General features: G+C 66.3%; 14 protein-coding genes. 8 read left to right on the top strand and 6 right to left on the bottom strand.

Features of this window, described 5'->3' with window-relative positions; genetic code table 11:
* Positions 1-62: 62 nt before the first annotated feature.
* Positions 63-908, bottom strand: coding sequence for a PhzF family phenazine biosynthesis protein (locus FA702_RS19710; RefSeq protein ID WP_136957798.1), 846 nt, complete (start codon positions 906-908; stop codon positions 63-65).
* 3 nt (positions 909-911) lie between these two features.
* Positions 912-1,784, bottom strand: coding sequence for a DMT family transporter (locus FA702_RS19705; RefSeq protein WP_136957797.1), 873 nt, complete (start codon positions 1,782-1,784; stop codon positions 912-914).
* 108 nt (positions 1,785-1,892) lie between these two features.
* On the opposite strand from FA702_RS19705, the gene FA702_RS19700 reads away from it, so the two are divergent.
* On the top strand, positions 1,893-3,281 hold the full coding sequence (locus FA702_RS19700; RefSeq protein WP_136957796.1) for a PLP-dependent aminotransferase family protein: 1,389 nt from the start codon (positions 1,893-1,895) through the stop codon (positions 3,279-3,281).
* 5 nt (positions 3,282-3,286) lie between these two features.
* Here FA702_RS19700 and FA702_RS19695 read toward each other — a convergent pair whose 3' ends face one another.
* The 4 genes from FA702_RS19695 to FA702_RS19680 all read right to left on the bottom strand — a co-directional run bounded on the left by FA702_RS19695 (position 3,287) and on the right by FA702_RS19680 (position 7,928).
* Positions 3,287-3,640, bottom strand: coding sequence for a hypothetical protein (locus FA702_RS19695; protein WP_136957795.1), 354 nt, complete (start codon positions 3,638-3,640; stop codon positions 3,287-3,289).
* A gap of 18 nt (positions 3,641-3,658) precedes the next feature.
* The gene (locus FA702_RS19690; RefSeq protein WP_136957794.1) at positions 3,659-4,912 is read right to left on the bottom strand and encodes an SRPBCC family protein; all 1,254 of its coding nucleotides are present in this window, start codon (positions 4,910-4,912) and stop codon (positions 3,659-3,661) included.
* Between the two features lie 28 nt (positions 4,913-4,940).
* A complete protein-coding gene (locus FA702_RS19685; RefSeq protein WP_136957793.1) occupies positions 4,941-5,426 on the bottom strand; it encodes a nuclear transport factor 2 family protein in 486 nt (161 codons plus the stop codon).
* Between the two features lie 75 nt (positions 5,427-5,501).
* A complete protein-coding gene (locus FA702_RS19680) occupies positions 5,502-7,928 on the bottom strand; it encodes a TonB-dependent receptor (RefSeq protein WP_136957792.1) in 2,427 nt (808 codons plus the stop codon).
* Between the two features lie 365 nt (positions 7,929-8,293).
* Here FA702_RS19680 and FA702_RS19675 point away from each other — a divergent pair, with 365 nt between their 5' ends.
* From FA702_RS19675 to FA702_RS19645, 7 genes are all read left to right on the top strand, one after another.
* Complete coding sequence (locus FA702_RS19675) at positions 8,294-9,460, top strand: acetamidase/formamidase family protein (protein ID WP_124808535.1); 1,167 nt, start codon at positions 8,294-8,296, stop codon at positions 9,458-9,460.
* Positions 9,461-9,494: 34 nt separating this feature from the next.
* Positions 9,495-10,688: an aromatic ring-hydroxylating dioxygenase subunit alpha gene (locus FA702_RS19670; protein ID WP_124808536.1), complete on the top strand. Its 1,194-nt coding sequence runs from the start codon at positions 9,495-9,497 to the stop codon at positions 10,686-10,688.
* A 14-nt stretch (positions 10,689-10,702) separates the two neighbouring features.
* Positions 10,703-11,074 carry a hypothetical protein gene (locus tag FA702_RS19665; RefSeq protein WP_125953313.1) on the top strand — a complete coding sequence of 124 codons (372 nt, stop codon included), beginning with the start codon at positions 10,703-10,705 and terminating at the stop codon, positions 11,072-11,074.
* 1 nt (position 11,075) lies between these two features.
* On the top strand, positions 11,076-11,582 hold the full coding sequence (locus tag FA702_RS19660; protein WP_168196154.1) for a nuclear transport factor 2 family protein: 507 nt from the start codon (positions 11,076-11,078) through the stop codon (positions 11,580-11,582).
* The gene (locus FA702_RS19655; RefSeq protein WP_136957790.1) at positions 11,579-11,884 is read left to right on the top strand and encodes a non-heme iron oxygenase ferredoxin subunit; all 306 of its coding nucleotides are present in this window, start codon (positions 11,579-11,581) and stop codon (positions 11,882-11,884) included. Before FA702_RS19660 ends, FA702_RS19655 begins: the two co-directional genes overlap by 4 nt.
* Positions 11,885-12,042: 158 nt before the next feature.
* The gene (locus tag FA702_RS19650) at positions 12,043-12,420 is read left to right on the top strand and encodes an antitoxin Xre/MbcA/ParS toxin-binding domain-containing protein (protein WP_136957789.1); all 378 of its coding nucleotides are present in this window, start codon (positions 12,043-12,045) and stop codon (positions 12,418-12,420) included.
* Positions 12,392-13,114, top strand: coding sequence for an RES family NAD+ phosphorylase (locus FA702_RS19645; protein ID WP_125953317.1), 723 nt, complete (start codon positions 12,392-12,394; stop codon positions 13,112-13,114). Before FA702_RS19650 ends, FA702_RS19645 begins: the two co-directional genes overlap by 29 nt.
* Positions 13,115-13,122 lie beyond the last annotated feature (8 nt).

Here is a 13,122-nt window from a genome sequence, read left to right as displayed (position 1 = left end):
GTATACCACCAGGCTGTGATGCCATGGTGGTACTACCTGGTAGGAAATTGGCCAAGCAGTGTTCAGATGTCTGCGGTCCCGGCAAACAGGCTTGCGGTATGGCCGCCGATCCAGACCTGGCCTTCGCCATCGGACTCGACCGTGATCCGCCCGTCCCGGCCCAGGCACGCGCCTTGCGTAACGTGGTAGGGCGCCTTGACCTGCCCTTCGCCGATCAGCCATTGCGCGACCGAAGCGTTGAGGCTGCCGCATACCGGGTCTTCGATCAGGCCGCCGAACGGATCGCTGAAGAACGCGCGGATCTCGTAAGCGGCGGGATGACCCTCGGGATAGGATCCGACCACGCCGAGGTCGATCGTCGCCCCGTGCCAGCGCACGGGATCGAGCGCCAGCACCGCTTCCGCCGATGCCAGCCGCACGGCGACCCAGCCGGGGCCGTTGTCCACCCAGCGCGAGGCAAGGATCGCATCGCGCGCAATGCGCAGCACGGCGGCGATCTCGTCGAGCTTGTCCTCCTCGACCGCGCCGGACCGGATCGTCGGCGGGGCGGCGAAGGCCAGCGCGGACCCGGCGCGGCGCACGCGCACCAGCCCTGTGCCGCATTGCTGCACGACCTCGTTCGCGGCGCGCGGCGTTCCTCCCGCCGCCAGCCAGGCGTGGCAGGTGCCGAGCGTGGGATGCCCGGCGAATGGCAGTTCGCGCGCCGGGGTGAAGATGCGCACGCGATAGTCCGCGCCCGTGTCGGTCGGCGGCAGCAGGAAGGTCGTTTCCGAGAAGTTCAGCCAGCGCGTGATGCGCAGCATCGTGTCAGGATCCAGTTCCTCGGGCGTGGTGACGACCGCCAGCGGATTGCCGCTGAACGCGCCGGTGCCGAACACGTCGACGATCTGGAAGGAATAGCGGGTCATGCATCAAGCCTTTCGCAGCGAGAAATGACGGGCACCGGCCACGCAGCCGATCACCAGAACGAGTACCAGAACCATGTCCATGCCGACCGGCTCGCGCAGCAGCAGCGCGGCCAGGCCAAGCGCCAGCAGCGGCTGGACGAGCTGGAGTTGCCCCACGGCCGCGATCCCGCCCAGCGCAAGGCCGCGATACCAGAACATGAAGCCGATCAACATGGAGCCGAGCGAGACATAGCCAAGGCCGAGCCAGGCCGGCGCACCGACCGCGCTCCACACCGGCGCCGTGGCCAGCCCTAGCGCGCCGAGCGAGACCGGCAGCGTCAGCGCGAGCGCCCAGCAGATCACTTGCCAGCCGCCCAGCCTGCGCGAGAGTACCGCGCCTTCGGCATAGCCCAGCCCGCAGACGATTACCGCCGCGATCATCAACGCAATCCCGGTGGGGTCGGCGCGCAGCGACGGCGACCAGGCGTAGCTCCCCACGCACATCGCGCCGAGCGCGGCGAACAGCCAGAACCGCCGGTCCGGCCGTTCGCGCGCCCGCAGCACCGCGAACGTCGCTGTGGATAGCGGCAGCAGGCCGGTGAAGATGATCGAGGCGGACGCGTTCATGTGGCGCAGCGCCACGGCGGTAAGCAGGGGAAAGCCCACGACCACGCCCAGCGCCACGACACCGAGCGGCACCAGATCGCGCCGTTCCGGGCGGGGCTGGCGCAGGGCGACCAGCAGCGCCAGCGCGATCAGCCCGGCGATGGCGGCGCGGGCGAGCGTCAGGAACAGCGGATCGAGATCGATCACCGCCGCGCGTGTCGCCGGCAGCGATCCGCTGAAGATCACCACGCCGATCAGGCCGCTGAACCATCCTTCGAGCGATTTTTCCATAAGTCCTCCGGCAACCTCCTTGCCTCGGACGCGGGGATGGGCGACAGGGACAATCCAGTAAGGTTGAAACAAACTGTACTGGTTCAATCGGCAATAAGGTTTCGGATCATGGCGCCATCGCAAGGCACGCTCGTCGAACAGGTCATGGGGCAGGTGCGCCGCCAGATCGCCTCGCGCGCGCTGCCGCCCGGGGCGAAGCTGCCTTCGATCCGCAGCGCGGCGGAAGCGGCGGGCGTGTCCAAGTCGACCGTCGTCGAAGCCTATGACCGGCTGGCGAGCGAAGGCACGGTTTCGGCGCGGCGCGGATCGGGGTTCTATGTCGCGCGGCAGGGCGAGCCGTTGTCGCTGGCCGACATCGCGCCCCGATTGGACCGGGCGATCGATCCGCTGTGGGTCTCGCGCCAGTCGCTCGAAAGCCCCGGTGACCATCCCAAGCCCGGGTGTGGCTGGCTGCCGCCCGCATGGCTGCCGGAGGAGGAGGTGCGCCGTGCGCTGCGCGCGATGGCGCGCGATGGCGGCGGCGCGCTGGCCGACTACGGCACGCCGCTGGGCCTTCCCGCGCTGCGGCAGATCCTCGCCCGGCGCCTCGGCGAACGCGGGGTGCATTGCGGCCCCGGCCAGATCATGCTGACCGAAAGCGGCACGCAGGCGATCGATCTTCTCTGCCGGCTGCTGATCGCGCCCGGCGATGTCGTGCTGGTGGACGATCCCTGCTACTTCAATTTCCTCGCGCTGCTGCGCGCGCACCGCGTCACCGTGGTGAGCGTGCCGATGACGGCGGAAGGACCGGACCTTGCCGCGTTCGAACACGCGCTCGTCACGCACCGTCCCCGGCTCTACATCACCAATTCGGGCGTCCACAATCCCACCGGGGCCACGCTTTCGCTCACCACGGCGCACCGGCTGCTGCGGCTGGCGGACGCCCACGACCTGACCATCATCGAGGACGACATCTTCGCCGATTTCGACGAGGAACCCGCTCCGCGCCTGGCCGCGCTCGACGGGCTGGAACGGGTGATTCAGATCGGCAGCTTTTCCAAGACGCTGTCGGCGGCGGTGCGCTGTGGCTACGTCGCGATCCGGGCCGACTGGATGGACCGGCTGGTGGACCTGTCGATCGCGACGGCCTTCGGGGCAGGGCGGCTGTCGAGTGAACTGGTGTTGCGCGTGATCCAGGACGGCAGTTACCGCCGCCATGTCCAGACCTTGCGCGCCCGGCTGCGCAAGGCCCGGCGCGCCACGATCGAACGGCTGGGCGCGCTGGGCATCGTGCCGTGGATCGAACCGCGCGCGGGCATGTTCCTGTGGTGCCAATTGCCCGGCGGGATGGACGCCGCCGAATGCGCGCGCGCCGCGCTGGCGCAGGGGGTGGTTCTGGCCCCCGGCGACGTTTTCAGCCTGACGCGCACCGCGCCCGATTTCATGCGCTTCAACGTGGCGCAATGCGTGGCGCCGGGCGCGGCCGGCCTGCTGGAGCAGGTCTTCGCGCCCGGCTGAGCCGCCTACAGCCGTGAAGCCGTGTCGCCGTGGCCGGGGACGAACCGGCGTGCGGAGAAGCTGTGCGGCACCTCCGCGCTGCCACCGTAAAGCTCGTGGTGCGGCGCGGCCTCGGCAAAGGCGCAGGCCAGTTCGAACAGGTTGTTCTGCGCTTCGTCCATCTCCTCGAGCGGAACCTGTTCGAGCAGATCAAGCGCGGCGCGCAGGCGTGGCATGAACGCGGTGTAGAACGCCGCGAAATCCTGCGCCGAAGCGCTCCAGCGAATGGCGCTGCGCGCATTTTCCGTGGCGCGTGCCCAGTGTGCCGCAAGCTCGGTCAGGTCTTCGAAGCCGGCGGGCAGGGTGATGGTATCGGTCATCGGGATGATCCTTTCCGTTCAGGCGGCGAGGTAGCGGTCCAGCGTGCGCGCCGCGTGCCGGATCAGGAACTCCTGATCCATGAGCTGCATGGTATCGACTGCGCCCGAACGGATGCCGGTGAACGTGTCTTCCATCGTCGCCGTGTCTTCCAGCCAGGCGTTGCGATGCAGCGCGTTGACGTGCAGTTGCGCCACCCGTTCGGCCGCGTTGCGCGCCGGGCGGAAGTAGTTGATGCCTTCCCACAGCGTCCGCCCGTGGTCGAGCGGCCAGAACTGGTGGGTGAAGAAGGCCATGCCCGGATAGCCGCAGCCGGCGGCGAGATGGATCAGCAGGTTGGGAAAGACGTTCGGCAGTTCGAACTGGAAATCCGCGCGCCGCGTCGGGTTGATCCCGGGCGGAACCTGCTCGGGATGCGGGGCATGGGCCGCGCTGCCGTGGAGCACGCGCGCGCATTCGGCGGTGGAAGCGGCGGCTTCCATGCCAAGGCCGTAGATCGTGGACGAGGCGTGCGGGCCGATCAGCTTGAAATCGGAATGTTCGATCCCGCGAAAGCCCGGCAGCGATCCGGCGTGGATCGTGGGAACGTGATAGCCTTCGGAAAAGGCATAGAGCGCGACCTTCCAGTTGCATTCGAGCACGGTGGAATAGCGATAGGCCGTCGTCGCTTCGGCATAGGGATAACCGCCGAACAGTGTGCCGAAATCGCCGAGATATTCCGCCAGCGTCTGTTCGGGCGGATCGGCCATGTTGATGAACACGAAGCCTTCCCAGGTATCGCAGGCGATCTCGCGCAGGCCGAGGCAGGCCTTGTCGAGCGTGCCGAAATGGTCCTCCAGCGGCACCGAGCGCAGCGGGCCGTCGGTGCCGAAGACCCAGCCGTGGAACCGGCAGGTGACGACGCCGGCGCGCGCGCGGCCGAAGGTTTCGGCGTCCGAGGACGGCACCACCTTGTTGCCGCGATGGGTGCAGACGTTGTGGAACGCGCGGACCACGCCGTCCTTGCCGCGCACGATCAGCACCGAGGCGTCGACGACCGGCAGGTCCTTGACCTTGTAGTCACCGATGGCGGGCAGCTCCGACGTGGTCGCCACCTTCAGCCAGGTGCGGCGGAAGATCTTCTCCCGCTCCAGTTCGTAGATCGCCGGATCGCGGATGGCGTCCACCGATACGGGTTCGGTGCCGAGTTCGGCGCGGATCGCAGCCACGCTGCGGCCGAGGTGGGCGAACGTCTCCGCGCCCGGCTTCAGCGTGGTGCTGGCGGGGTCAGTCATCGTCGAGGTGTCCTCTCTGTGGTCGGTTTCAGGCGTCGGCGAGTGCCCCGGGCTTTGGCGACCAGCCCGCGGGATAGTGGGAAATGAGATCGGCGATCAGTTCGAGATAGCTGAAGCGCCATTGGCCCCGATCGGACCGCGCGGTGGCGAGATAACGGCCGCCGATCCAGTAGGCGCGTCCGCTGGCCGCGGTTGCGACCTCCCAGAGATAGAATTCCACGTCGGCCACCATGCGGTCGGCGGCCAGTTCCACCTTGGGAGAGACGAGGTAGTGCAGCGTCCAGCGGAAACCCGCATCGGCATTGCCGGCCACGCCATCGGCAATGGCATCGCGGCCCTGCAGATCGCCGTAGCGGTCGATGCGGAAGGTGGCCTCTACGGTGAACAGTGGGCGCAGCGCATCGGCGGAAGGGCCGCTATCGAACGCCCGGCCCAGAGCGCCGATCAGGTCGTCGATAGCGCGCCGCGCTTCGAGGCGGGCGATCCGGTCCTCAAGCGACGATGGTTCTGTCATGATGCCGGGCCTTTGATGAACGAGCCGGGGCGGCGGAAGCGGACCGGATTGCGCCGGGCCGCTTCCGCCACGGGGTCAGAACGACGTGCGCGCGCTGAGGTACCATTCGCGCGGACGGCCGTAGACGCCCTCGATGATACCGCCGAACGAGTCCGCATAGCCGGAGCCGAGGTAGAGCGCCTTGGTCAGGTTCTTGACGCCCAGCGTCACGCCCCAGCGCTTGTCCTCGTCACTGAAGCCGATCGAGGCGTTGACGAGGTGATAGCCCGGCTGGACCAGTTCCGGCGTGTTGACCGCGTCGTTGTAGACCGTCGAGCGATAGGACCAGTCGATGCGCGGCGTGAAGGTGCCGATGCCAGCGGCCTCGATCGCATAGGATGCGCCGGCGCTCAGCGTCCACTTGGGCGCGTTCTGCAGCCTGGTCGCGGTCGTCACGCCCGCGCTCAGCGCGCGCAGGTCCACCTGACGGTACTTGGCGTCGAGATAGCCGATGCCCGCCTCGATCGACAGCGCCGGCACCGGGCGCGCCAGCATTTCCAGCTCGAAGCCCTTGATGCGGGCCTTGGCGGCGTTCTGGATGATCGGCGCGAAGCCCAGCGTGGGGTCGTTCACGGTGATCTGCAGGTTGTTGTAGTCGTTGAGGAAGACCGCGCCGTTCAGGCGCAGGCGCCGGCCGGCGAGATCGCTCTTGAAGCCCAGTTCGTAGGTCCTGCTGGTTTCCGGCTTGAACGAGGGGATGAAGGCGAACGGCGGGAACACGCGCTGGGTAAAGCCGCCACCCTTGAACCCTTCGGAGTAGGAGGCATAAGTCAGCAGCTCCGGGCTCCAGCGATAGGAAAGGCTGACCATCGGCGTCCACGCCTTGTCCTTGATCGTCGCGCGCTGGCCGAGCGGCCCCATCAGCGGATCGCCGTTCTTGAGCCCGGACCCGTCGGGGTTGTAGGGCGCGCCGGTCAGGAAGCCGGCTTCGACGACGTACTGGTTGGCGTTGCCAAACGTCTTCTTGTCCTGCGTCCAGCGCACGCCGGCGGTCAGGTTCAGATCGTGCACGATCTCGTAAGTGCCCTGGCCGAAGAAGGCGAGGCTTTCCCCGTCAAGCACCGCGCCGCTCAGGAACACGGCATCGACGATATTGACGAGGTCCCTGTGGTTGCCGTGCTCGCTCGAATAGTAGCCGCCCAGCACCCAGTTGAACTTGCCATTCAGCATCTTGCCCTGAAGCTGAAGTTCCTGCGAGAACTGGTCCTGCTTCCAGTCGCTGTTGGTTTCGACGATCGTGGCCGGGCTGTGATCGGAATCGCGTGTCCAGAAGCCCGTCACCTTGCGGTAGGCGGTGATCGACTTCACCGCGATTTCGGGCGAGATTTTCCACTCTACCGTGCCCGATGCGCCCCAGATGTTCACGTCAGAGCCGGATTGGTACTTTCTGGGGTTTCCATTGGTGAAAACGCTGGAAATCGACGTGAAGGTGCCGCCGTGACGGTAGGGGCCGACCGCCCACTGGCTGTTGAAGCAGCGCTGGTCGCTGAGCCGGGCGGGGTTGGAAAGATTGGTGCAGATCGCCGCCGCGCCGGAATAGAGCGCGTTCCACACTTGCGCGGCGGGTGCGTTCTCGTTGATCTTGAGCGCGACGTTGGGCGCCGAGTTCTCGCGAGTCCGCGATCCGTCGACGGCGAGATCGATGGTCACGTTGCTGGACGGTTCGAGGCGAAGCGCAAAGCGGCCGGCAAGGTTGTCGGTATCACCCAGGTCCGGCGCGCCGGGAACGATGCCTTTCACATAGCCGTCGCGGCGGTGGTAGAAGCCGGCGAAGCTCGAATAGACTCCCTGCGCCAGGGGAACGTCGATGCTGCCCTTGATCTGGAAGCGGTTGAAGCTGCCGGTTGTGGCTTCGATATTGCCGTTCAGCGTCTCGGACGGCTTCTTGGTCACCACGCTGACCGCGCCACCGATGGTGTTGCGGCCGAACAGGGTGCCCTGCGGGCCGCGCAGCACTTCGACGCGCTCGATATTGAGCACATCGAGCACATTGCCCACGCCGCGCGAGATATAGACGCCGTCCAGATAGAGACCGACGCCGGGATCGGCGGAAAGCTGGTAGTCGTTCTGGCCGATGCCGCGGATAAAAATGGCGGCCGTGGCGTTGCTGGCCGAAACCGGGACGGAGCTGTTGAACTTCACGTTGGGCGTGAAATCGCCGATCTGCGTGACGTTCTCGATGCCGCGCGCGGCAATGCCTTCGCCGGTCATTGCCGAGATCGAGATCGGCGTATCCTGCAGCGATTCCGCGCGCCGGCGCGCCGTTACGGTGATCGTCTCGACGCCGGTGTTCGCTTCCTCGGCCGCGCCGGCCGACGTTTCGGCGGATGCGGACTGGGCGTGGGCGGCAACGGCGGGCAGGGCGAGGCCCAGCAGCGATGCGCCTACAAGCAGCCGGAAGGTTCGCGTGGTGTGATGGACCGTCAGGCCGGCAGGACTAGCCGGCGTGTTGTGCTGTGTCATGATTGAATTCCTCCCGATGTGATTTCCCCGAACCGGCCTTCGCGCTCTGTTGGATAGATCTGCGCGATATTGCCGGAAGCTCCGCCTGCCCACGGGACGCCGGCAAGCGTCTTCGTGACCCTATTATGCAACATCATCGGGGCGCAGGCGCGCTAGCCTCAGGGCGCTGGAAGAAACACCTCAGCGCGATCGAATGGTGGCGGGGAATGAAGGAATTGCGGGTTTCGCCGTGATCGATGGGGCGTGGTTTGATGCGGTAGCTGGCTATTCGGCACGGCACGGGGATAGCCCGCAAGCGGCGGAGCCCCCCATCATGGCGGCACAGACCACGGTCCGGCCATGCCCGGACAGAACGAGGGAGCGCCATGTCGAAGACCGTCGAAATCAAGCGCAGCGGAGCCACTGCCAAGGACGATCCGAACTGCTTCAACCGCCTTCACTGGGCGCTGGAGCCCGTCGCCCGCGCCAATCCGGGGGACTATGTCGTCTATGAGACGCGTGACGCGTTCGACAGCCAGTTCGATTTCGACACCACGCCTGAACAGGTCGCCGCCTGCGATCTCAACCGTGTCCATCCGATGACCGGCCCGGTCCATATCGAGGGCGCGGAACGGGGCGATGCGCTGGCGGTCACGATCGTCGACATCGCGCCGTCGGACTATGGCTATACCGCGATCGTGCCGGGCTTCGGCTATCTGCGCGATGTCATCTCCGGCCCGTTCATCGCGAACTGGAAGCTGGACAGGCTCTGCGCCGTTTCCGAGCAGATCCCCGGCGTGCGCATTCCGATGTGCGCCTTCCCCGGTTCGATCGGTGTGCTGCCCGGCAAGCCCGAAGTCGCCGCCGCGCTGGAGCGTGAAGGCGCGCTGGCGGCGGCGGGCGGCTTCGTGCTGATGCCCGATCCGGGCCGCGCCGTGCCGGAAAAGCTGTTCGGCGAAGGCGCGCCCTATGCCGCCGAAGGCCTGCGCACCGTGGCCCCGCGCGAGAACGGCGGCAACATGGACATCAAGGCGATGCAGGTCGGCACCACGATCCTGTTCCCGGTTCTCGTCGACGGGGCGGGCCTGTGGACCGGCGACATCCACTTCGCGCAGGGCGATGGCGAGGTCTGCGGCACGGCCGTGGAAATGGCCGCGCGCGTGACGCTGAAATGCGAAGTCATCAAGGGTGGCGGCAAGGACATCGTGTTCCCGCACGTCACCGGCGGCAGCCAGCTTCGCAACACCGAACCCGGCCGCTTCCACGCCATCGTCGGGATGCCGGTCAAGAAGGCGGGCGAAGTGCCGCCGCACCTCGCCTATCTCGACAGCCCGAAGGTTGCCGCGCTGACCAACCTGTCCGAAGACCTCTCGCTCGCCGCGCGCGACGCGCTGCTGCGGATGATCGACTGGATCGCGACCAACAAGGGATACACCCGCGAACAGGCCTATGCGATCTGCGCCGCCGCCGTGGACCTGCGCATCGGCCAGCTTGTCGACGTTCCCAACGTCATCGTTTCGGCGGTCCTGCCGCTCGACATCTTCGTCGAGTGAGGCGGGACACGCGCATCCATTGGAGAGAATGGCCATGAACATCCAACATCGCTGGCTGGAAAAGTACCCCGAACTCGGCTCCGGTCCGATCCCGACCGAGCCTTACATCTCCCCCGCCTGGTACGAGCAGGAGAAGGAAAAGATTTTCAGCAAGGTCTGGCTCTGCGTCGGCCGCGCCAGCGAAATTCCCAAGGCCGGGGACTACAAGGTCAAGCGGATCGAGGCTGCCGGTACGTCGGCGATCATCATCCGGGGCAAGGACGGCGTGGTTCGCGCGTTTCACAACATGTGCGCGCATCGCGGCAATACGGTGGTGACCGAGATCGGCGAGGAAACCTACGGCAAGAGCAAGGCCGCCGTCGTTACCTGCCGTTTTCACGGCTGGGTCTATGGCGCGGACGGCGCGCTCAAGAGCGTGCCGAGCGAGGAACGGTTCTATTCGTGCTTCGACAAGGCGCACAACGGCCTCACCGAAATCGCGTTGGGGGTGTGGGAGGGGTTCCTCTTCATCAACGTCGCCCCGCAGCCCGAACAGACGCTGGAAGAATACCTGGGCGACTATGCCGAGCACTTCCGCGGCTATCCATTCGACGAGATGGACTTCGGCTTCACCTATCGCACTGAGCTGGCGTGCAACTGGAAGGTGGCGCACGATGCCTTTGCCGAAGCCTATCACGTCGATACGATCCACGCCGGCTCGTTCCCGAACGTGTTTTCCACCGGCCTGCAGAACGTGAAGCTGATGGGGCCGCACCGGACTTGCGCGGTGTGCCTGACGCTGGACGCCAAGCCGACGCCGGTTTCCGCCGTGGCCAACGCGATATCCGGTGCGAGCCTTGTTTCGCGCCGCGGCGAATCGATGCTGCCGAAGACGATCAATCCCGATCATCGCGGCGATTTCGCCTTCGAGCTGAGCGTCATTTTCCCGAACACGCTGCTGCATGTGTCGGAAGGGATATGGTTTACCCACCAGTTCTGGCCGACCGCGCACAACCGCACCGTGTGGGAAGGCCGCTATTACGTGCGTGCGCCCAGGACCAACGCGGAACGCTGGGCGATCGAGCATGCGATGACGCTCCAGCGCAACGCCTGGCTCGAAGACACCGCCACCATGGAAGATACCCAGCGGGCGATGGAGTCGCGGGCGAAGACGCAGCAGCACCTGCAGGACGATGAAATCCTCATCCGCCACAGCGCCGCCGTCGTCGACCAGTACGTCAACGCCTGAACAGGACGCAGATCATGACCCAGCTTTCGCTGCCCGCGGATTTCGCGGACCTTTCCCCCTGGCTCGAATGGGCATTGCCGACGGCCGACGAACGCCAGACGCGCCGCCGCACCGCGACGCCGCAGGCGCTCAAGGCGTTCTACGATGCGACCCTACCGCGTCTTGAAGCGATCCTTGCCGAAGTGGACAAGTATCCGCTCGGCGGCCTGCCCGAAGCGCTGCAGCCGCTCTACAACATCGCGCTGTCGCTGGCCGAAGTCGCGCCGCACCTGGAACTTTACGGCGGCGCGGTCGGCGTGCCCTATGCCTTCGAGGAAACGCGCTTCGTGGCGGTGCATGGCGCGCAGCCGACCTGGCAGGGCCTGCAGCCGATGGCACATCCCTGACATGGCGGAGCCCACGTCCGGCGAATACAGGCTGGCACGGCTGGAGGCGCGTGCGGAGATCGGGGATCTCGTGGCGCGTTACGCGTTGGGGGCGGACCGCAAGAACGATCCCGCGATTCTCGGTCCGCTCTTCGCCGCTAACGCGGTGTGGTCGGCCGAAGGGTTCGCCGATCTCGTCGGCCGCGATGCGATCGCGGCGGGCCTGGCCGGTCTTGCGGCCGACAGGGTGCTGTGGTCGATCCACTACATGGTCTCGCCGCTGATCGAACTTGCGGCGGACCTGCGTTCCGGGCGTTGCCACTGGTACTTGTGGGAGCTGTGCACGATGGCTCCCGCAGCCGGTGATCAGGGGCACGCCAGCCCGACCGACACCTGGTTTGGCGGCTGGTACGACAGCGATGTGGTGCTTACGCCTGAAGGATGGCGCTTTTCCAAAGTGAGGCTCGATGTCCGCCTTCAGGGCGAGGCCGTGCCTTCATGGCAATTCAAGAAACCGGTGAACTTGTGACGATCAAACTCTGCGCAACCCGTGACATACCCGCCGGCGAAGTCATCCGCGTCGATCTCGACGACGGACGCGCGCTGGCCGTCTACAACCTCGATGGCGAATTCTTCGCGACGGACGATCTGTGCACGCACGGCGATGCCTCGCTGGCCGAAGGCGAAGTGGACGGCGGCAAGATCCTCTGCCCGTTCCACATGGGCAGTTTCGACATCCGCACCGGGGAAGCGATCGGCGCGCCCTGTTCGATCGCGGTCAGAACCTATTGCGTCTCGGTGTCCGGCGACGACGTGGTGATCGACGCCTGACGGCGGCGCATTGCGCGAAAGGCAATCCACCCTTGCGACAGGGGAGCCCCCGGCTTCCCTGTCGTCTTTTGCCGATCGGGCCGGAGAGGAATTTTTGCAGAAGCCATCTGTTCAAATGAATGAGTTTCTCCTATATCATGCATATGAAAGGAGAAGGCATGGCGACCCGGTTTGACAGCCCGCCGCGCGGCGATGCGGAAATCCTGACCTCCGCGCTGGGGCGGATCGCCGATTTCTGGAATTTCAGCAACACCAAGCTGGGCACGGTGCTCGGTGTGTCGGCCGCCACGGTCTCGCGCCTGCGCAGCGGTCGGTCGGTGCTCGATCCGGCTTCCAAGTCCTATGAGGCGGGCCAGTTTCTGCTGCGGTTGTTCCGCAGCCTCGATGCGCTGCTCGGCAGCGACGATGCTGCCGCGCGGCGCTGGCTGGAAACCGCCAACCTCGATCTCAATGCCCGTCCGCTCGACCTGATCGACAGTTTCCGGGGCCTGATTTCCGTGTGCGATTATGTGGACGCCTACCGCGCTCGCGTCTGAAGCCCGGCCATGGCGGGGTGATGCCTGGCGGGTGGTGGAAGCCCAGCACCGCATCTCCACCAACCGTCTGGCCGACGGACTGGCGGACCAGGCGCGGCTCGAAATGCTGGCGGACGCGGTCAAGCCCGATCTGCCGCCGGAAACGCGCGGGCTGCACTACCTGCTTGCTTCGCCCTTCCGTTATGGCCATCGCAACGAAAGCCGCTTCCGCCGCGCGAACGAACGCCCCGGCATCTTCTACGCGGCCGAGCGCGAGGCCACGGCCATCGCTGAAACGGCTTATTGGCGCTTGCGTTTCTTCCAGCGGTCCCCCGGGTTTGTACCGCCTTCGACCACGAGCGAACACACCAGTTTCACCGCCGCGCTGGCGACGGCTTCGGCGCTCGACCTGACACTTCCGCCTTTCGACAACGAAGCGGCGCGCTGGATCGATCCGTTGGACTACACGGCCTGCCAGGATCTTGCCGCGCAGGCGCGCGAAGCCCGGATCGCGCTGATCCGCACCCGCTCCGCGCGCGATCCCGGTGGCGGGTGCAATCTGGTGCTGTTCGATCCGGCGGCCTTCGCGCGCCAGCAACCGGTGATCCGCCGGACATGGCACTTGCGCCATGAAGGCGGCCGGCTGCTCGCGCTGGCGGCCTTTCCGGCGGAGGAGCGCTTTGTCTTCACTGCCGCCCAGTTTGGGCTTGGCTGAGATGTGCT

The organism is Novosphingobium sp. EMRT-2 (assembly GCF_005145025.1).
Lineage (GTDB): Bacteria > Pseudomonadota > Alphaproteobacteria > Sphingomonadales > Sphingomonadaceae > Novosphingobium.
The sequence above is the reverse complement of the archived record's forward strand: the minus strand, read 5'-3'. Positions and strand labels throughout refer to the sequence as shown.